16 protein-coding genes and 1 tRNA gene are annotated in these 18,314 nt (G+C 64.7%); 6 read left to right on the top strand and 11 right to left on the bottom strand.

All coding sequences use genetic code 11. From position 1 onward, the window contains the following. Positions 1–80 precede the first annotated feature (80 nt). The 6 genes from JQ592_RS05530 to JQ592_RS05505 all read right to left on the bottom strand — a co-directional run bounded on the left by JQ592_RS05530 (position 81) and on the right by JQ592_RS05505 (position 4,985). On the bottom strand, positions 81–239 hold the full coding sequence (locus JQ592_RS05530) for a hypothetical protein (RefSeq protein WP_211402557.1): 159 nt from the start codon (positions 237–239) through the stop codon (positions 81–83). Positions 240–336: 97 nt separating this feature from the next. Next, positions 337–495, bottom strand: coding sequence for a hypothetical protein (locus JQ592_RS05525; protein ID WP_211401905.1), 159 nt, complete (start codon positions 493–495; stop codon positions 337–339). Positions 496–724: 229 nt separating this feature from the next. Then, entirely contained in the window at positions 725–952 is a 228-nt protein-coding gene (locus JQ592_RS05520) for a hypothetical protein (RefSeq protein ID WP_211401904.1), read from the bottom strand. A 146-nt stretch (positions 953–1,098) separates the two neighbouring features. Beyond that, positions 1,099–1,174: transfer RNA gene (locus tag JQ592_RS05515), tRNA-Lys, on the bottom strand. Positions 1,175–1,501: 327 nt separating this feature from the next. Beyond that, positions 1,502–4,171 carry a glycosyltransferase gene (locus tag JQ592_RS05510; protein WP_211401903.1) on the bottom strand — a complete coding sequence of 890 codons (2,670 nt, stop codon included), beginning with the start codon at positions 4,169–4,171 and terminating at the stop codon, positions 1,502–1,504. Positions 4,172–4,388: 217 nt separating this feature from the next. Beyond that, complete coding sequence (locus tag JQ592_RS05505; protein ID WP_211401902.1) at positions 4,389–4,985, bottom strand: beta-1-3, beta-1-6-glucan biosynthesis protein; 597 nt, start codon at positions 4,983–4,985, stop codon at positions 4,389–4,391. 326 nt (positions 4,986–5,311) lie between these two features. On the opposite strand from JQ592_RS05505, the gene JQ592_RS05500 reads away from it, so the two are divergent. Further along, complete coding sequence (locus JQ592_RS05500; protein WP_349630444.1) at positions 5,312–6,871, top strand: beta-(1-6) glucans synthase; 1,560 nt, start codon at positions 5,312–5,314, stop codon at positions 6,869–6,871. On the opposite strand, the gene JQ592_RS05495 is transcribed toward JQ592_RS05500, so the two are convergent. The 3 genes from JQ592_RS05495 to JQ592_RS05485 form a co-directional block, all read right to left on the bottom strand. Next, entirely contained in the window at positions 6,831–7,211 is a 381-nt protein-coding gene (locus JQ592_RS05495) for a hypothetical protein (RefSeq protein ID WP_211401901.1), read from the bottom strand. The two genes, JQ592_RS05500 and JQ592_RS05495, sit on opposite strands and share 41 nt — an antisense overlap. Positions 7,212–7,315: 104 nt before the next feature. Further along, positions 7,316–7,783, bottom strand: a complete 468-nt coding sequence (locus JQ592_RS05490) for a hypothetical protein (RefSeq protein ID WP_211401900.1) — start codon at positions 7,781–7,783, stop codon at positions 7,316–7,318. 196 nt (positions 7,784–7,979) lie between these two features. Then, complete coding sequence (locus JQ592_RS05485; RefSeq protein WP_211401899.1) at positions 7,980–9,332, bottom strand: hypothetical protein; 1,353 nt, start codon at positions 9,330–9,332, stop codon at positions 7,980–7,982. 165 nt (positions 9,333–9,497) lie between these two features. On the opposite strand from JQ592_RS05485, the gene glmU reads away from it, so the two are divergent. Then, entirely contained in the window at positions 9,498–10,853 is a 1,356-nt protein-coding gene (gene glmU, locus JQ592_RS05480; RefSeq protein ID WP_211401898.1) for a bifunctional UDP-N-acetylglucosamine diphosphorylase/glucosamine-1-phosphate N-acetyltransferase GlmU, read from the top strand. Between the two features lie 6 nt (positions 10,854–10,859). Here glmU and JQ592_RS05475 read toward each other — a convergent pair whose 3' ends face one another. Continuing rightward, positions 10,860–11,078, bottom strand: coding sequence for a hypothetical protein (locus JQ592_RS05475; protein WP_183239127.1), 219 nt, complete (start codon positions 11,076–11,078; stop codon positions 10,860–10,862). Positions 11,079–11,298: 220 nt separating this feature from the next. On the opposite strand from JQ592_RS05475, the gene glmS reads away from it, so the two are divergent. From glmS to panE, 4 genes are all read left to right on the top strand, one after another. Beyond that, complete coding sequence (gene glmS, locus JQ592_RS05470) at positions 11,299–13,125, top strand: glutamine--fructose-6-phosphate transaminase (isomerizing) (RefSeq protein ID WP_211401897.1); 1,827 nt, start codon at positions 11,299–11,301, stop codon at positions 13,123–13,125. An 80-nt stretch (positions 13,126–13,205) separates the two neighbouring features. Further along, positions 13,206–13,976, top strand: coding sequence for a DUF502 domain-containing protein (locus tag JQ592_RS05465; protein ID WP_211401896.1), 771 nt, complete (start codon positions 13,206–13,208; stop codon positions 13,974–13,976). Positions 13,977–14,079: 103 nt separating this feature from the next. Further along, a complete protein-coding gene (locus JQ592_RS05460; protein WP_211401895.1) occupies positions 14,080–14,937 on the top strand; it encodes an NAD(P)-dependent oxidoreductase in 858 nt (285 codons plus the stop codon). Positions 14,938–15,132: 195 nt separating this feature from the next. After that, complete coding sequence (panE, locus tag JQ592_RS05455) at positions 15,133–16,062, top strand: 2-dehydropantoate 2-reductase (protein ID WP_211401894.1); 930 nt, start codon at positions 15,133–15,135, stop codon at positions 16,060–16,062. Here panE and recG read toward each other — a convergent pair. Next, on the bottom strand, positions 16,059–18,167 hold the full coding sequence (gene recG, locus JQ592_RS05450; protein WP_211401893.1) for an ATP-dependent DNA helicase RecG: 2,109 nt from the start codon (positions 18,165–18,167) through the stop codon (positions 16,059–16,061). The genes panE and recG overlap by 4 nt on opposite strands. Positions 18,168–18,314 lie beyond the last annotated feature (147 nt).

Raw genomic sequence — 18,314 nt, 5'->3', positions numbered from 1 at the left:
GGCGGTAAGCGCGATAGGTTGCGTGCACTGTGAGCGTAATCTCTTACGAGGACGGCGGCCCCATAGCGGCCGTGCGCAACTTACCGGGTCGGAGGCGCCTTCCATCCATAGGACTGACGCGCGATCTGGCCAGTGACATCGAGATCCTTCTCGTCAGAGATGCGCCAAGCCGCCACCCCGAAGCAGACGGTCAGAACGACGGCGGCCACTAGCAGCAGCATCGATAGAAACTGGCTCACGCCTACACCCCTGAACGCGACGCATGAGCGGAGCGACCACGGAACGTCGATTCGGAAAATGCAGACGCGCTGACCCATCGCCGATTTTCCCCAGCACTCACACCGGACCAAAAGCGCTCACGAGTCCGATCGTGATTGGGACCAGCGCCACGATGATCCATAGGACGGGTGAACCAGAGGAAAGGCCAGCGATGAGTATCCAGGCACCGAAGCCCACGAGGAGCGCCGAGATGGCATAGGCAAGAGCTTTTTCCATCGTTCGATCCACGAGCAACACAGGATCGATTGCGATTGTAAGATTCCCCGCGCGCGGGAACGTTCCTAATGCCCCGCGGCGAGCGTGGTGAATGCCCTTGACCGCAGATGGCTTTGGAAGAGATCGCCATCGTCTTCGAAGCTGTAATGACGGTGGCCGAGCACCGAATTGATCTCGCCTCCAGCAAACACCCTTCGCGAGGGTGACTACACGCTAACGCTGGCGGGCTTTATTCCTTGCCGGTCAGCGCGTCGATATAGGGCTGGTTCTTCTCGCGGATCTTTTTGAGCGCGGCGACGATCTTCGCCTTCTTTTCAGGGGGAAGATCGGGTTGATCCGCAAACCGATAAAGGCTCTTTTCCGCTTTGAGCCAAAACTCCGGGCCTCCAGAGAAAGTCTCGGCAATCCATTGCAGCGACAAGGAGACGGTATAGAGCGTCGAGACGGTCAGGATCAAAGCGACGATCAAAACCTTGACCGTGAAGCTGCCGATCGATCCGTTCCGCATTATCATTCCCTTTCGCCGATCCTCTGCTGACCCGATCTCGATCGGTCAGCCTGCGAGGCCGATCTCAGATAGCAAAATCTGTCTGGAGATCAATGTGGTGAGCGCGCTGGGGCTCGAACCCAGGACCCCGTGATTAAAAGTCACGTGCTCTACCGGCTGAGCTACGCGCTCCCATGGCCGCGGATGGCTTCGAGAAGAGATCGCCATCGTCTTCGGACATTCGAGAGAAGCATGTCTTGCCGCTTCGCTGAAACTTGCGTTGCGGGGAAAACCGGCCTTTTCCGGATCATGCTTTCGGTCCGCGCTGTGTAGGGGGAGTGGCTGCGGAGGTCAATAGCGGGGGCGGCTGCCGAAACTCGCGGCAGGGGCGGGGATTTACTTGCGGTGTCCGCCGTTTAGGCCGAGATTTTCAACCCGATTGATGGGCCGTCATCCACGCCCAAAGAGCCCATGACTTTTAATCACGGGGCCTGAGGCGCCCAAGTTTGGGCCGGTCCGTCAGTTCGCCTCACGCCGGACCTCGTTCGGCACCGGCTGCGGCGTTCCGGCGGGGGTCGGCAGGGCGACCGGGCGCAGGCCGATCAGCTCGGCGGTGCGGATCGCGCTGTCGCGCCAGAACTGGAACGAGTTGATGCGGCTGAGCTCGAGGATGGCGATCGCGACCGCGGCCAGGAACGGCAGGCTTTGCAGCACCAGAACGCCGGCGAAGATGTAGATCTCAGTGATCTGCCGGAAACTGTTGGAGGCGACCAGCACGCCGGCGCCGACCAGGAGCAGAGTGCCGATCACGGCCTCCCAGAACGCCTGGAACTCGATCGACATCCTGCTGAGGCCGCCCTTGGAGGTTCGCGCGAACGCGATGTGCTCGGTGATCAATCCCTGCGCCACCGCGCGCGACACCGTCCATTGCACGCTCATCGCGGCGATCATGGCGCCCAGCATCTGGCCGGGTTTGATCGCGACGCGGGCGCGGTACATCGACAGGAAGTGCGCTAGCGAGACGATGAAGGCGCCGATGATCGGCAGCGTCAGGATCTTGTCGGGGATGGCGATGTCGGCAAAGGCGACGATCGGCACCCAGACGAGGTTGAGCAGCGCCACGACCACGCCGAGGCTTTCGGCGCCGAGCCAGTTCAGCCAGCCGAGGCCGTATTCCCGCTTCTGGTCGGAGGTCAGCCGGCTCGCGCCCGGCAGGAAGCGGCGCCAGTGCTTCTTGACGATCTGCAGGCCGCCATAGGCCCAGCGGTGGCGCTGCTTCTTGAACGCCTCGTAGGTGTCGGGGAGCAGGCCCTGGCCGTAGCGGTGGTTGGTGTAGTGCGTGACCCAGCCGAGCTCCTGGATCGCAAGGCCGAGATCGGAGTCCTCGCAGATCGTGTCGCTTGACCAGCCGCCGGCCATGTCCATCGCGGCGCGCCGGATCAGGCACATCGTGCCGTGCACGATGACGGCATTGAGCTCGTTGCGCTGGACCATGCCGATGTCGAAGAAGCCGGCATATTCGCCGTTCATGATGTAGTGCATGATCGACAGGTCGCCGTCGCGATGCTCCTGCGGTGCCTGCACGAGGCCGACGCGCGGGTCGGCGAAAGCCGGCACGAGGTCCTTCAGCCAGTCGGGCTCGACGACGTAGTCGGCATCGAGGATGCCGATGATCTCGGCATCGACGGCGGTGCGGTCCATGGCGATGCGCAAAGCGCCGGCCTTGAAACCTTGCACCTTCTCGGCGTTGATGAACTTGAAGCGTTCACCGAGTGCGCGGCAATGATCCTGGATCGGCTGCCAGAAGGCGGGATCCGGCGTGTTGTTGATGATGACGACGCATTCGTAGTTCGGATAGTTCAGCCGCGACAGCGCATCGAGCGTCTGCTTCAGCATGTCGACCGGCTCGAAATAAGCGGGGATGTGGATCGAGACCTTCGGGTAGTAATTCTCCGGCACGTTCTCGACCGGCTTGCCCTTGGCGAGCAGCCGCTGCGGCGACCGGCCGAAAGCAACGGCCGCGATCTCGTCGATGCGCGCCATCGCGATCAGCACCAGCGGAACAAGCAGGATCATGCCGAGCGTCAGCGCGAAGGCCGAGCCGAAGATGAAATAGTGGCTGTTCCAGAACGCGAATACGGTCGCGGTCCAGGCGCCGACGCCGTTGGCGGTGGCCGAGAGCAGGAAGGCCTGCTTCGCGGTCGGCTTTTCAAGCCGCAGGATCGGCAGCGACAGCAGGATGCCGACCAGGAGCGCGATTCCCATCAGCTTCCAATAGTCGGGGTTCTCGACCGGGCCGGTCCAGGCGAATTTCGGCTCTCGGCTGGCGTTGAGGATGCCCCAGTACGGACCGACGCCGCCTTCGAAGAACTTCCAGGGCTGATCGATAGCCTCGACGATGTTGTATTCCATGCCGATGGCTTCGGCGCGACTGACGAAGTTGCGCAGGGTCAGCGCCTGCTGGAACGGACCGGGGTCGGCGTTGCGCAAATTGTAGCCCTGGCTCGGCCAGCCGAACTCGGCGATCACGATGCGCTTGCCGGGGAACAAATTGCGCAGCAGGTTGTAACGGTCGACGGCCTGATCCACCGCCTGGTCCGAGCGGAAGTTTTCCCAATAGGGCAGCACGTGGGCGGCGATGAAATCGACGTTGGAGGCAAGGTCGGGATTGTCGCGCCAGATGTTCCAGATCTCGCCGGTCGTAACGGGCACGCGCACCGAGCCCTTGACCTTCTTGATCATGTCGATGAGGTCTTCGACCTTCTGCTCGCCGCGGTAGATCACCTCGTTGCCGACCACGACGCCGACGACGTTGCTGTTCTTGCGGGCGAGCTCGATGGCAGCCTTGATCTCGCGCTCGTTGCGATCCTTGTCCTTGTCGATCCAGGCGCCGACGGTGACCTTGAGACCGAACTCGGCCGCGATCGGCGGCACCAGTTCCACGCCGCCGGTGGACGAATAGAGGCGGATCGCGCGCGTCATCGTCGACAGCGTCTTCAGGTCGGCGCGGATTTTCTCGATGCTCGGGATGTTGTCGATGTCGGGGTGGGCCGAGCCTTCGAACGGCGCGTAGGAGACGCTGGGGAGCAGACCCCTAAAATCGGGAGCGGGTTCCTTGTCGCGCAAGACTCCCCACAGCCCAGCGTGAAGCGCGGACACGAGCAACAGAACGGCGGCGACAACGCGCATCGCGGCTAAACCAATAGGGGCTGAGGTGGCAGGGAAGCGGATCCGACCCCGAGATCCGACCGAGTCCGCGGCAAATGGAGCATACCTCTGCTGCGCGGTTTCACAACTTTCATGGGCTCATGTCCTTATGAGGGCATGGGCTTTTCGAACGACGCGTGGCAGTGCCAACCGCGTCTATGGCCGATCGTTCCTGAACGACAGCTGAAGCGACCAGCGGTTATTTCTGGGGCGCCGGTGTCGGGCTTGCCGCGGGCGAGGGGCTCGCCGCCGGCTGCGGGGCCGGCGCGTTGCCGGTGGTCGGCGCTGCCGGCTGGGACGCCGTGGCCGCGGCCTGCTGCGGCTGGGAGGCCGGGTTGATCCAGCAGGCGTGCACGCGGCTGTCCAGGGTCTCGGCGACCTTGGGATCGATCTGGCCGCCGAAGCGGGTCAGGCAGCGGAAAGCCGCCTGGATGTGGCCGCCGGGGCAGCCGAAGCGGTCGTAGAGGTCGAGATGGCGGAACGCGGTATCGAGGTCGTCCCGCCACATCAGCCGCACCACGCGCCGGCCGAGCCAGACGCATTCGGGATTGCCGGCCGGACCATTGATGACCTGGGCGGCTTCGGCGAATTCGTCGGTGCGGCGCTGGTTCTGGGCGGCGTCCTTGGCAGCGGCGTCGGCGGGCTGGGCCGCGGCCTTGCCCTGGTCGGGGGCCGGCGTGCCGCTCTGGGCGGAGGCACCATGAAGGCCGGCCAGGCCTAGAAGGGCGAAGACGGCCAAGGTGGCGGCGAACTGCCGCAGGACCGCATTTCGTGACTGACGCACCCGTTGCCGCATGAATTCCCCAACTTCTCCACTGACCGCCCGCGTCAGGATCCCGCGGACGCGTCGTGATGGCGTCCAAATGGGTCTCCAATGCGGCGGAAAATTCCCGCCGAGTCCCATGACCTGTATTTCGAATTTTGTCCAGCAAAGTCACGATCCTAGGCCTCTGTCGAACGGCCGCAGGTAAATTCCTTGGGGGCGTGGGGGATCCATCCGGCGTGCCCCCTTGGCAGACGGCGTGCGAGCAGGTAATCGACGGCACCTCGCGGAGGACGGAACCGATTTCTCTTCGTACGCCACTGGCGCTTCTGCTCGTTTCACTGGGTGCGATTGCTGCCGTGTGGTGGTGGCTGGCCACGCCAATCACGCTCGCGCGCGCGCCTATCGATCCCAACGACAAGGTTCAATGCGTCTCCTATGCGCCGTTCCGCGGCGAGCAGTCGCCGCTGAACGCATGGACCCATATCGAGGCCGACCAGATCGAGCAGGATCTGCGCCAGCTCAAGGAGATCACCGACTGCGTCCGCACCTATTCCATGGAGAACGGGCTCGACCAGGTTCCGGCGATCGCCGCCAAGGTCGGCGGGCTGAAGGTGCTGCAGGGCATCTGGCTCTCCAGCAACCGCACCAAGAATCTTGAGCAGGCCGCGCTCGCCGTCCGTCTCACCAAGGACTTCCCCAACGTCATCACCGCGGTCATCGTCGGCAACGAGGTGCTGCTGCGCGGCGAGATGACGACCGCCGATCTCGTCTCCATCATCCGCTCGGTGAAGGCGCAGGTCAGCGTGCCCGTCACCTATGCCGATGTCTGGGAATTCTGGCTGAAGAACCGCGAGATCTATGACGCCGTCGATTTCGTCACCATTCACATCCTGCCCTATTGGGAGGATTTCCCGGTCAAGGCGAAATTCGCCGCCTCCCATGTCGAGGCGATCCGCGAGCGCATGGCGGTGGCGTTCCCCGGCAAGGAGATCCTGATCGGCGAAACCGGCTGGCCGAGCGCTGGGCGCATGCGCGAGGGCGCGCTGCCGTCACGCACCAACCAGGCGCGCGTCGTGTCGGAAATCCTCAGTCTTGCGAAAGCGAACAAGTTTCGCGTCAACCTGATCGAGTCCTACGACCAGCCCTGGAAGCGCAAGCTGGAAGGGACCGTCGGCGGCTATTGGGGCCTTTACGATTCCGTGCGCCGGAATCTGAAATATCCGCCGGGCCAGCCGATCAGCAATTTCCCGTACTGGAAATGGTACATGGGCGCCGGCATGGGCCTGTGCGCGCTGGTGTTCGCGGTGGCGCTGATCACGCTGCGCCGGCGGCCGTGGACGCCGCGCTTCTCGGCCTGGCTCGGTGTCGCGATCTCGGCAACGACGGCGGGGAGCCTGCTCGGGATCGGCGCCGACAAGATGTACTACGAGAGCTACGGCATCGGCGGCTGGCTGCTCTGGGGTGCACTGCTGCTTGCCGGCATCCTGTCGCCGATCTTCTGCGCGCAGGCGATGGTGATCGGCCGCAGCCTGCCGACCTTCCTCGATCTGCTCGGCCCGCGCGAGGGCCGCAAATGGTCGAAGCTCACCGCGGTGCTCGGCCTGACGCTGGCGGTGACCGCGGTGATCGCGGCCGAGACCGCGCTCGGCTTCGTGTTCGACCCGCGCTACAAGGATTTTCCCTACGCCTCACTGACGATGGCGGTGGTGCCGTTCGCATTGCTGACGCTGAACCGTCCGCAGATCGGCCAGCGCCCGATCGCGGAAGCGGTGTTCGCGGGCGTGCTCGCGCTGTCGGCGATCTACGTGCTCTTCAACGAGGGGCGCGACAACTGGCAGTCGCTGTGGACCTGCGCGATCTTTCTTCTGTTCGCGCTCACGCTGTGGCGGGCGCGGGCCGAGCAAATCCAAGAATGAACAGGCCGATCGCAAGGCCCGACAGCACGACATTGTAGAGCACGATGCCGAGGCCGGCGGCGATAATGCCGACGGTCAAGAGCACGATCGACGGCCGCATCAGGTTGAGCGTCGCCACCACCAGCGCGACAATGCCGAACACCGAATTCTTGAACAGCACGGTCGCGACCGAGCGCGCCTTGCAGATCAGCGTCTGCAGGCCGGCGTCGCAGGCAAGGCCGACCGTCGAGAGCTCGATGCCGAGATAGCGCAAATAAAGCGCATAGCCGACGGTCGCGAAGCCGACGATGATCAGGAACTGCACCTGGTAGGGCGTGAGGCGGAAGGGCTTTTTTGTCATGGCCGCAATATGGTCGGGATGGGGGAAGGGGGCAACAGGGGAGGTGGATAATTCTAGACGGAAAACGAAATGCCTGGTCCAACATGCGGTGGAAGACTACGCCTTCACTGACCTTGGCAATCGGAGTTCGAAACCGTGAACCTTCCCAAGTCGTTCGAGCTCTGATCCCGATAAATATACTCGTAGGACGCCCCTAGCTTGAGGACTTGCGCCGCTTCGCTGCTGCAGATGGCCTTGAGCATTGGAGAGCGCACCTGCGATGCAAATGCTGCAGTCGGCTTCGCTGTCGTCTTGCTTAGATCAACAGTCATTTCGTACCGTATCGTGTTTCCGGCATGATCGACCGCCACCAGAGTGGTTAGCTGGTCGAGTTTCTTGGGCAAGGTGGGGCGTATCGAGCCTTCCATTTTTACTATTGCGGCTTCAATCATAGCCTGCACCTTGGAGTCTGTCGGAGGTAGGTTGATCATCACCAGCCCGACCACCGCCGTGAGACTGAATGCGATTCCCACGATGACGCGCATAAGACGGCGCGGTCTGCTTGATTCTTCTTCGCGCTGATCTGGTTCCATACAAATTTCCTGCCCAGCGCGGCCGATTTGCACGTTTTGTAGATCAAGAGAGCCGCTGATCTCCCACAACTCTAGCGGGTTTCTTCGGCGGCGGAAGCAAAACCAGTGTCATTGCCCAAAAATGTCGCTCGTCATAGGGACAAATCTGTTGCCGCTTTTTGGTGCGGATTGCGATCCGCGAGATAGGCGCCGAATTTTACCGCCTGAAGAACGACGTCAGCGTCGATCCTGCCGACGCCGTCTCCGGCTTTGCTTGCGCTGCCGGCTGCTGCGGTGCCGGGGCAGGCGCAGGCTCTTCGCGCTTCGACGAACGCTTGGAGGAATAGCTGCGGCGGCGCTTGTCCGGTTTTGCGTTTGGCGCGGGCGCGGTCTCGGCTTGCGGTGTCGCGTCCTGGGTCTTGTCGGAGCTCTTCTCCTGAACCCGGTCCTGAGACTTCTCTTGTGCCTTGTCTTGTCCCTTCTCCGAACCGCCGCGCAGCGACAGCCGTTGGCCGTCGAACACGGTGGTCTCGCAGCGGCGCTCGTTCTCGGATAGCCCGGCGCAGAGCTTTGCGGCGGCGGCGGCGTTGATCAGCGGGCCGGCCCCTAGGCGCAGCTGCATGCCGAGGCCGTTACCGCCTTCCTTGATCATGATGATCGGCCGCAGCGCCGCGACTTCCGGATTGGATTTGGTCACGCCGCGCCAGAGTGCGCGCAGGCCGTCGATCGAGTTGGCGCCGCCGAGGTCGATCGCAAAGCGCGTCTGCTGGATGGCGATCGCCGGCGCTTCGCTCTCGGCTGCCTCCGGCTTGGCTGGTGCGGCCGCGGCGACTTCGGTCGGGGCGGGGGCGGGCTCCGGCTTCTTCTCTGCCTCGGGCTGAACCAGCTTGGATGCGGCGGGATCGGGCGGCGCCATCATCGACTTGGACGGCACCAGTGGAAGCATCGGCAGCGCCGAGGTCGTTGCCGGCGCCTGCGACATCAGCGAGGCGGCAGCCGCGGTCTGCGGCGGCGGATTTGCCGGCTCCTTGGCGGCGTCCTTTGCAGGCTCCTTCGCCTGGTCCTTGGCGGTTGCGCGCGGCTTGTCGGCGGAGGGCGCCGGCACCGAGGCAACCGGCCCGACGCTGGGCGCAGCTGCCGCGGGCTGCGCCTCAGGGATCGGCATATCCTGCGGCTTCGCGCTCTGCCTGGCGATCGCGCCGGTGACGGAATCGAGCCCTTGCTCCAGCACGGTGACGCGCGAATAGAGCCGGTCGCGATCGGTGTTCAGCGTCTCGATGGCGGCGGCGAGGCGGCGGGCCTCGTTCTGGCTTTCCCTGGTCAGCAGCTGCAACCGGTCGGCCTGGCGCGCGAGGTCGGCTGAGGCAACCTGGTCACGGCGCCAGCCGAACTGGGCCTGGTTGGCCATCACGGCGACGACGACGGCGCCGACGGCGGCCACGCCCCACGAGCCCAGCCGCCACAACATGCGGCGGTCGAACGTGCTTTCCTCGGCCAAAAGTCCGGAGAACAGCCCGCCGGTCTCCTTCGTGCCGAAGGCGTCCGCCAGTGGGTCGGAATCCTTTGCCATGAACGTTAAATGCCCAGCCCTGTCCGGCTTCCCCGAATCAATCAGGGAACATTAACAGGAAAACTCGGTCGCACTTGAATTCCGGGCGTTTGCGGGGGTAGCAAGGCGGCAGCTCACGAGGGCGGCCTGCCGCCAATTGATTCGGCCGTATCTGACAGGATTGCGATGACCGCCCGTTCCAGCCTCACGATCGTGCTCGCCGCCGGTGAAGGCACGCGGATGCGATCGAGCCTGCCGAAGGTTCTGCATCCCGTCGCTCACCAGACGCTGCTCGCCCACGTGCTCGCCGCTGCACCGAAGGGAACCGGCACCTCGCTCGCCGTCGTGATCGGACCGGATCATCAGGCGGTGGCGGATGAGGCGAAGCGCATCCGCCCCGACGCGCTCACCTTCGTGCAAGGCGAACGCCTCGGCACCGCGCATGCGGTGCTGGCGGCACGCGAGGCCATCGCGCGCGGCGCCGATGATCTCCTGATCGCATTCGGCGACACGCCGCTGATCTCGGCCGAGACATTTGCGCGGCTGCGCGCGCCGCTCGCCAAAGGGGCCGCTATCGCGGCCCTCGGCTTCCGCGCCGCCGATCCGACCGGCTATGGCCGCTTCATCGTCGAGGGCGACCGCCTGGTCGCGATCCGCGAGCAGGCCGATGCCAGCGAAGCCGAGCGCAAGATCGATCTGTGCAATGCCGGCGTGATGGCGATCGACGGCCGCCGCGCGCTCGAAATCCTCGAGCAGATCGGCAATGCCAATTCCAAGGGCGAATATTATCTGACCGACGCGGTCGAAATCGTCCGCAAGCAGGGATGGGAGTCCGTGGTGATCGAGACCAGCGAGGACGAGGTGCGCGGCATCAATACCAAGGCGCAGCTCGCCGAGGCGGAAAGCGTGATGCAGGCGCGCCTGCGGAAAGCGGCGATGGAGGCCGGCGTCACGCTGATCGCGCCGGAGACCGTGTATCTGTCCGCCGACACCGTGTTCGGCAAGGACGTTACCATCGAGCCGTTCGTGGTGATCGGCCCCGGCGTGTCGATTGCCGACGGCGCCGTGATCCATTCCTTCTCGCACATCGTCGAGACCACGCTCGGCAAGAAAGTCTCGATCGGCCCCTATGCGCGGCTTCGTCCCGGCACCTCGCTCGGCGACGGCGCGCGGATCGGCAATTTCGTGGAGACCAAGGCGGCGACGCTGGAGGCCGGCGTCAAGGTCAATCATCTCTCCTACATCGGCGACGCCACCGTCGGCGCCAATTCCAACATCGGCGCCGGCACCATCACCTGCAACTACGACGGCTTCAAGAAGCACAAGACGATCATCGGGCAGGGCGCCTTCGTCGGCACCAATTCCTCGCTGGTCGCACCGGTCAAGATCGGTAACGGCGCCTATATCGGCTCCGGCTCGGTGATCACGAAGGACGTGCCTGACGACGCCATGGCACTGGAGCGCAACCAGCAGACCATCCGGGAAGGCGGCGCGGCGCGCTATCGCGAGATGAAGACGGGCGGCAAGAAGCCGGAGAAGTAGGAAGCGCTATTCGTCGTCGGCGAATTCGGAGAAGATCGCGCGGGTCAGGCGCCAGCCGCGCGGCTTGGCGCGCTTGGCCGGTTCGCCTTGCTTATGCTTGACGAAGACGGGCTTGCTTTCCTTGCCGCGCTGGGGCGGCGGCCAATGGGCGAGGTGCGTGCCCGAGGTCTCGCTGGCACGCAGATACAACGACGACAGACCTTTGCGGTCGGATGAGCCTTTCATGGCCTTGTTCTCCTGACCGGAATCGTTGGTCAAACTTGTTGACAACAAGTTAACGCGCGGGGTTAAAGGCCGGCCACGTCGACGCAGGCAGGGCAATGGTGCAGGCGAATGCTGTCTCAATCAGCAATAATTATTGAGTATATGGTTCCCTCGGAATTTCGCTAAAAACTGAGCGCGTCGTTTTGGCGATTTTTCGACGATTTGGGGGATATTGATCCGCATGTGCGGGATTGTCGGCATTCTCGGGCGCGAGCCGGTTGCAGAGCAATTGGTGGATTCGCTCAAACGTCTTGAATATCGCGGCTACGACTCCGCGGGCGTCGCCACGCTCGAAGGCAAGCATCTCGAGCGCCGCCGCGCCGAGGGCAAGCTGAAGAATCTGGAGAAGCGGCTGGAAGCCGAGCCGCTCAAGGGCACGACCGGCATTGGTCACACCCGCTGGGCCACCCACGGCAGGCCGACCGTCAACAACGCCCATCCGCACGCGACCGAGCGCGTCGCCGTGGTCCACAACGGCATCATCGAGAATTTCCGCGAGCTGCGCGAGGAGCTCGAAAAGAAGGGCACGGTGTTCCACACCGAGACCGACACCGAGATCGTGCTGCATCTCGTCGACGACCTGCTCACGCGCGGCAACAAGCCCGTGGAGGCGGTGAAGCTGGCGCTGGGGCGCCTGCGCGGCGCCTTCGCGCTCGGCTTCATCTTCGCCGGCGACGCCGACCTCATGATCGGCGCCCGCAACGGCCCGCCGCTCGCGATCGGCTATGGCGACGGCGAGATGTATCTCGGCTCCGACGCCATCGCGCTGGGCCCGTTCACCGACACGATCAGCTATCTCGAGGACGGCGACTGGGTCGTGCTGACCCGCAAGAGCGCGACGATTTTCGACAAGGACGGCCACGCCGTCCAGCGCGAGAAGATCAGGCACGCCGCCTCGACTTCGCTGGTCGACAAGGCCAATTACCGCCACTTCATGGCCAAGGAGATCCACGAGCAGCCGGAAGTGGTCGGCCACACGCTGGCACGCTATGTCGACATGGCGACCGAGCGCGTCTCGCTGCCGGTCAAGCTGCCGTTCGATTTCAAGACCATCCAGCGCATCAACATCACCGCCTGCGGTACCGCGAGCTACGCCGGCTTCGTCGCAAAGTACTGGTTCGAGCGCTTTGCGCGCGTGCCGGTCGAGGTCGACGTCGCCTCCGAATTCCGCTACCGCGAGGCGCCGCTGCGCAAGGGCGATCTCGCCATCTTCATCTCGCAGTCGGGCGAGACCGCCGACACGCTGGCGGCGCTGCGCTACGCCAAGGCCGAGGGCGTGCACACGGTCGCCGTCGTCAACGTGCCGACCTCGACCATCGCGCGCGAGAGCGAGACCGTGCTGCAGACGCTGGCCGGTCCCGAGATCGGCGTCGCCTCGACCAAGGCCTTCACCTGCCAGCTCATGGTGCTCGCCAATCTCGCGATCGCGGCCGGCAAGGCGAGAGGCGTATTGTCCGACGAGGACGAGACCAAGCTGGTCCACGGCCTCGTCGAGGTCCCGCGGCTGATGTCGGATGCGCTCACCACCGAGCTCCAGATCGAGAAGCTCTCGCGCGAGATCGCGAAGTCGCGCGACGTGCTCTATCTCGGCCGCGGCACCAGCTTCCCGCTCGCGCTCGAAGGCGCGCTGAAGCTGAAGGAGATCTCCTACATCCACGCCGAGGGCTATGCCGCCGGCGAGCTCAAGCACGGCCCGATCGCGCTGATCGACGAGACCATGCCGGTCGTCGTCATCGCGCCCTACGACCGGGTGTTCGAGAAGACCGTCTCGAACATGCAGGAGGTCGCCGCCCGCGGTGGCAGGATCATCCTGATGACCGACGCCAAGGGCGCGGAGGAGGCGACGGTGGATTCCCTCGTCACCATCGTCATGCCCGACATGGCGGCAGCCTTTACGCCGATGGTCTATGCCGTCCCGGTGCAGCTGCTCGCCTATCATACGGCTGTCATCATGGGCACCGACGTCGACCAGCCGCGCAATCTCGCGAAATCGGTGACGGTGGAATAGGCAGAAGGGATCGGGGCTGCACTCTTCCAAAACCTGCTAGAAAACCCTAGCTTGAGTGCAGCGACCGACCTGGAACCCGAATGACCACCCGCGACGACGTCCCTGCGCCGCTTGATCCCGCTCCGGAACCGCATACCGGCCTGATGGGCCGCTTCCGCAATTATTTCCTGACCGGCCTCGTGGTGACCGGGCCGATCGCGATCACCCTCTATCTGGTCTGGTGGTTCGTCACCTGGGTCGACGGCGTGGTGCGGCCGTTCGTGCCGCTGGCCTATCGGCCCGAAACCTATCTGCCCTATGGCGTTCCCGGCTGGGGACTGATTGTCGCATTCTTTTCGCTAACCTTGGTCGGCTTCCTTGCGGCCAACCTGATCGGCCGCACGCTGGTCGACGTCGGCGAGACCTTCCTCGGCCGCATCCCGGCGGTGCGCGCCATCTACCGCGGCCTGAAGCAGGTGTTCGAGACGCTGTTCTCGGGCAAGGGCTCGAGCTTCCGCAAAGTCGGCCTGGTCGAGTTTCCTTCGCCCGGCATGTGGTCGATCGTGCTGATCTCGCAATCGCCGAGCGAGGACATCGCCCGCAGCCTGCCGGGGCAGGAGGAGCATGTCTCGGTGTTCCTGCCATGCTCGCCGAACCCGACCACCGGCTTCTTCTTCTACGTGCCCAAGAGCAAGATCATCGAGGTCGACCTCAGCGCCGAGGACGCTGCAACGCTGATCATGTCGGCCGGCGTGGTGCAGCCGGGCTCGGCGCCCGACCCGAAGAAGGCGGCTGCGCTTGCGGGCATGGCGAATGCCGCGCGCATCGCCAACGGCTCGACGCTCAAGCCCCAGCCTGCGAAGGTGGAGTAGGGCCATTCCGCTGCGGGATGGCCGCGTTCACGCAAGGACTCGCATCCTCTGCTAGTCTTCGGTCGATCTGAGCGCCTCGCTCGGAGTCGACCTGGAGTGCACGATGTCAAAGACCATTGCGATCCTCGCACCCGGCGCCATGGGCAGCGCCGTGGCCCGCCGCCTCAGCGAAAACGGCGCGCGCGTGCTGACCTCCCTGAAAGGCCGCAGCGAGGCGACGCAGAAACGCGCGTCGGATGCCGGCATGATCGGCGCCGAGGACGAGGCGATTGCGGAGGCCGACATCATCCTCTCGATCGTGCCGCCGGGCGAAGCCGTTGCACTTGCCGAACGCCTGGCCGCGCTGATCGTCCGGCGCGCCAAGAAGCCGGTCGTGGTCGACTGCAACGCAGTCAATGTCGATACCGTGCAAAGAATCGAGGAGATCATCGGCTCGGCACAGGCGCCGTTCGTCGACGGCGGCATCATCGGCTTTCCGCCGCAGCCGGGTGGCAAAAGCCCGGCCTTCTACATGTCCGGCGAGCATGCGAAGGACGTCGTGGTGCTGAAGGATCTCGGCCTCGACGTGCGGATCGTCGAAGGACCGGTCGGTGCGGCCTCCGCGCTGAAGATGTCCTACGCCGGCATCGTCAAGGGCCTCGCCGGCATCGGCTCGGCCATGGTGGTCGCGGCAACCAAGGCGGGCGCGGCCGATGCGCTCCGCGACGAGCTCGCGCTGAGCCAGCCCGCGATTCTGGCGCGGCTCGAAGTGGCGCTGCCCGATATGATCCCGAAAGCCTATCGCTGGGTCGCGGAGATGCGTGAGATTTCCGGTTTCCTCGGCGCCGATCATCCCGCCAGCCAGATCTACGAGGGTTTTGCGCGCTGGTTCGAGCACCTCGCGGGGGATGCGAGTGGCGAGGCCGTGGATGCGGAGCTGATGAAGGCATTCGCAGCGAGCATCGCGCAGAAGAAGACCTAGTCACCGGCCTAGTCAGCCTGATTGACGTGTGCAGAACTCCATCCGCCTCGTCATTGCGAGCTCCGCGAAGCAATCCAGAATCTTTCCACTGAGGCGGTCTGGATTGCTTCGCTGCGGCAATGACGAGGAGGAGACGGCGCGGAGGCCATCTGTTATTGTCTCTGCGGACGCAGTTCCTCTGCAAGGCGAGTTCGAATGAGAGTGCTTGTCATCGGCGCGGGCGCGCTTGGCGGCTATTACGGAGCCTGCCTGGTCCGAGCAGGCCGCGACGTGACCTTTCTGGTGCGGTCCGCGCGGGCCGAGCAATTGCGGCGGAACGGATTGCAGGTCGTGAGTCCGCACGGCGACTTCGCCATGCAGCCGAAGATCGTCCTGGCAAATGATTTGAAGGAGCCGTTCGACGTCGTGCTCGTCGGCGTGAAAGCCTACTCGCTCGACGACGCCATGAGCCAGTTTGCGCCCGCCGTCGGTCCCAACACGATGATCCTGCCGATCCTGAACGGGCTGAAGCATATCGAGGCCCTCAGCGCCAGGTTCGGCGCCGCGCGCGTCCTCGGCGGGCTGGCGAATGTCAGTGCCGGACTCGATCCGGATGGTCGTGTCGTCCAGTTCATGGCGAGTCAGACGGTTGTCTTTGGCGAGATCGATGGGACGTTGAGCGAGCGTGCGCTCGCGCTGGAGACACTGCTGCAGGTCCCCGGTATCGACGTGCGCGCCAGCGAAGCGATCATGCAGGACATGTGGGAGAAATTCGTTCAGCTCTCGACGCTCGCCGGCATCACCTGCCTGATGCGCGCGAGTATCGGAGACATCCTGGCCGTGCCGAACGGCGAGCAATCGATCTTCCGCCTGTTTGCGGAATGCTGCACTGTTGCGACGGCTTCAGGTTTCGAGCCGCGCGCGCCGTTCATCGAGTTTGACCGAAAACTGTTCACCACCCTGGATTCGCCGCTGAAGGCCTCGATGCTGCGCGATATCGAGCGCGGCTCGATCACCGAGGCGGAGCATATTCTCGGCGATATGGCCAATCGCGCCCGTACGCTCGGCATCGACACGCCGCTGCTGGATCTGGCCCGCGCGCACGTGGCGGCCTACGAGATCGGAAGGCGAAGGGCAGGGGGCTAACCCGCGCCGATCAGCGGGATCGCCTCATCGCGCTCGTAGAGATACAGCAGGCAGCGCAGCGCTTCGCTGCGCTCGCCCTTGAGCTTAGGATCATCCTTCAGGATGCGCAGTGCTTCGTCGCGGGCCTGGGTGATGAGCTGGCCGTGCACTTCCGAGCGCGCGATGCGGTAGCCGGGCAGGCCGCTCTGGCGGACTCCCAGCACGTCGCCTTCGCCGCGCAGCTTCAAATCCTCCTCGGCAATGCGGAAGCCGTCGGTGGTCTCGCGGATCACTTTCAGCCGTGCCTTCGACATCTCGCCGAGCGGCTCGCCATAGAGCAGGATGCAGGTCGAAGCTTCCGAGCCGCGTCCGATGCGGCCGCGCAGCTGGTGCAGCTGGGCGAGGCCGAAGCGCTCGGCGTTCTCGATCACCATGATGGTGGCGGCTGGCACGTCGACGCCGACCTCGACGACGGTGGTCGCGACCAGCAGGCCGATCTCGTGAGCGGCGAACTGACCCATGACACGGTCCTTTTCCGTGCCCTTCATCTGGCCGTGGACGAGGCCGACGCGGTCGCCGAAGCGCTTTTGCAAGCTTTCGAAACGCTTGGTCGCGTTGGTCAGATGCTCGGTGCCCTCAGCCTCGGATTCCTCGACCAGCGGGCAGATCCAGTAGACCAGCTTGCCGGCTTCGAGCGCGCGGCCGACGCCCTCCATGACCTCGCTGATCCGGCTCATCGGCACCGCGCGGGTGTCGATCGGCTGGCGGCCGGCGGGTTTTTCGCGCAGCTCGCTGATGTCCATGTCGCCGAAATAGGTCAGCACCAGCGTGCGCGGAATCGGGGTTGCGCTCAGCACCAGCACGTCGACCGCTTCGCCCTTGGACGTCAGCGCAAGGCGCTCGCGCACGCCAAAGCGGTGCTGCTCGTCGACGATGGCGAGGGCGAGATCGCGGAAGATCACGTCGTCTTGGATCAGCGCATGGGTGCCGACGAGAAGGTCGATCTCGCCGGCTTCGAGTTGCGCCAGCAACTCGCGCCGCTCCTTGCCCTTTTCGCGGCCGGTCAGGATCGCAACCCGCAATCCCGCGCGCTCGGCGAGCGGGGCAATGGTCTTGATGTGCTGGCGCGCCAGGATTTCGGTCGGTGCCATCAGCGCGGCCTGCTTGCCGACTTCGGCCACCGCGGCGGCAGCGAGCAACGCTACGACCGTTTTGCCGGAGCCGACGTCGCCCTGAAGCAGGCGCAGCATGCGCACCGGCTGCTTCAGGTCCTCGGCAATGGCGGCGGCGGCGTTGCGCTGGGAGGGTGTGAGCGCGTAAGGAAGGGCGTCGATGATCTTGTTGCGCAGATGCCCATCGCCGGCATTGCGGACGCCGGCGGGGCGGCGCAGCTGGGCGCGGATCAGGGCGAGCGCGAGCTGGCCGGCGAGCAGCTCATCGAAGGCGAGGCGCGACCAGAACGGCTGGTCGGGCAGGATGTCCGTGAGCTCGACCGGCTGGTGCACGCGCGTGAGCGCTTCCGCGATTGGCGGGAAGTGGCAGCGGCGCAGCACCTCGGGGCTGATCCATTCCGGCAAGGCCGGCAGCTTCTGCAGCGCCTGCGCGATCGCGCGGCGCAGCGAGCCGAGCGCGAGCCCCTCCGTCAGCGGATAGACCGGATCTATCCCCGAAAGCTTTGCGATCGCCTCCTCGTCGAGCACGCGGTCCGGATGCACGATCTGCGGAATGCCGTCATACATCTGCAGCGTGCCGGAGACGTAGCGCTTCTCCCCCATTGGCAGCAGTTTTTCGACATAGCCGGGTTTGGCGCGGAAGAAGGTCAGCACGACATCACCGGTATCGTCGCTGGCATAGACCAGATACGGCGCGCGCGCGTTGCGCGGCGGGGGCGGGCGGTGGCGATCGACGGTGACCTCCAGCGTCACCATGGTTCCAACGGCGGCGTCGCGGATCTTCGGCCGGGCGCGGCGGTCGATGACCTGGCTCGGCAGATGCAGCAACAGGTCGACCAGCCGCGGCGTCTCGCTGCGGCCGAGCAGATACTGCAGCAGCTTGTCCTGCTTCGGACCGACGCCGGGCAGGCTGGTCACGGGAGCAAACAGCGGATTGAGCAGGCTGGGGCGCATTCTCGCAACATTCGTCATGCGCGGGCTTGACCCGCGCATCCATCTTTTCAATGACGATGGATTGCCGGGTCAAGCCCGGCAATGACGGTCCCCAAACAATTGCAATAACAAAGGGCTGACATGGCCGGTCCGAATGGCTATATCACC

Origin of the sequence: Bradyrhizobium iriomotense (genome assembly GCF_018129405.1) — a bacterium.
Taxonomy (GTDB): domain Bacteria; phylum Pseudomonadota; class Alphaproteobacteria; order Rhizobiales; family Xanthobacteraceae; genus Bradyrhizobium; species Bradyrhizobium iriomotense_B.
The sequence above is the reverse complement of the archived record's forward strand: the minus strand, read 5'-3'. Positions and strand labels throughout refer to the sequence as shown.

Excerpts from the sequence above, each read along its gene's own strand:
- JQ592_RS05490 (WP_211401900.1), bottom strand. The coding sequence starts at position 7,783 with ATGGAACCAGATCAGCGCGAAGAAGAATCAAGCAGACCGCGCCGTCTT.
- JQ592_RS05485 (WP_211401899.1), bottom strand. The coding sequence starts at position 9,332 with ATGGCAAAGGATTCCGACCCACTGGCGGACGCCTTCGGCACGAAGGAG.
- glmU (WP_211401898.1), top strand. The coding sequence starts at position 9,498 with ATGACCGCCCGTTCCAGCCTCACGATCGTGCTCGCCGCCGGTGAAGGC.
- JQ592_RS05460 (WP_211401895.1), top strand. The coding sequence starts at position 14,080 with ATGTCAAAGACCATTGCGATCCTCGCACCCGGCGCCATGGGCAGCGCC.
- JQ592_RS05475 (WP_183239127.1), bottom strand. The coding sequence starts at position 11,078 with ATGAAAGGCTCATCCGACCGCAAAGGTCTGTCGTCGTTGTATCTGCGT.
- JQ592_RS05505 (WP_211401902.1), bottom strand. The coding sequence starts at position 4,985 with ATGCGGCAACGGGTGCGTCAGTCACGAAATGCGGTCCTGCGGCAGTTC.
- panE (WP_211401894.1), top strand. The coding sequence starts at position 15,133 with ATGAGAGTGCTTGTCATCGGCGCGGGCGCGCTTGGCGGCTATTACGGA.
- glmS (WP_211401897.1), top strand. The coding sequence starts at position 11,299 with ATGTGCGGGATTGTCGGCATTCTCGGGCGCGAGCCGGTTGCAGAGCAA.
- JQ592_RS05495 (WP_211401901.1), bottom strand. The coding sequence starts at position 7,211 with ATGACAAAAAAGCCCTTCCGCCTCACGCCCTACCAGGTGCAGTTCCTG.
- JQ592_RS05465 (WP_211401896.1), top strand. The coding sequence starts at position 13,206 with ATGACCACCCGCGACGACGTCCCTGCGCCGCTTGATCCCGCTCCGGAA.
- recG (WP_211401893.1), bottom strand. The coding sequence starts at position 18,167 with ATGCGCCCCAGCCTGCTCAATCCGCTGTTTGCTCCCGTGACCAGCCTG.
- JQ592_RS05525 (WP_211401905.1), bottom strand. The coding sequence starts at position 495 with ATGGAAAAAGCTCTTGCCTATGCCATCTCGGCGCTCCTCGTGGGCTTC.
- JQ592_RS05510 (WP_211401903.1), bottom strand. The coding sequence starts at position 4,171 with ATGCGCGTTGTCGCCGCCGTTCTGTTGCTCGTGTCCGCGCTTCACGCT.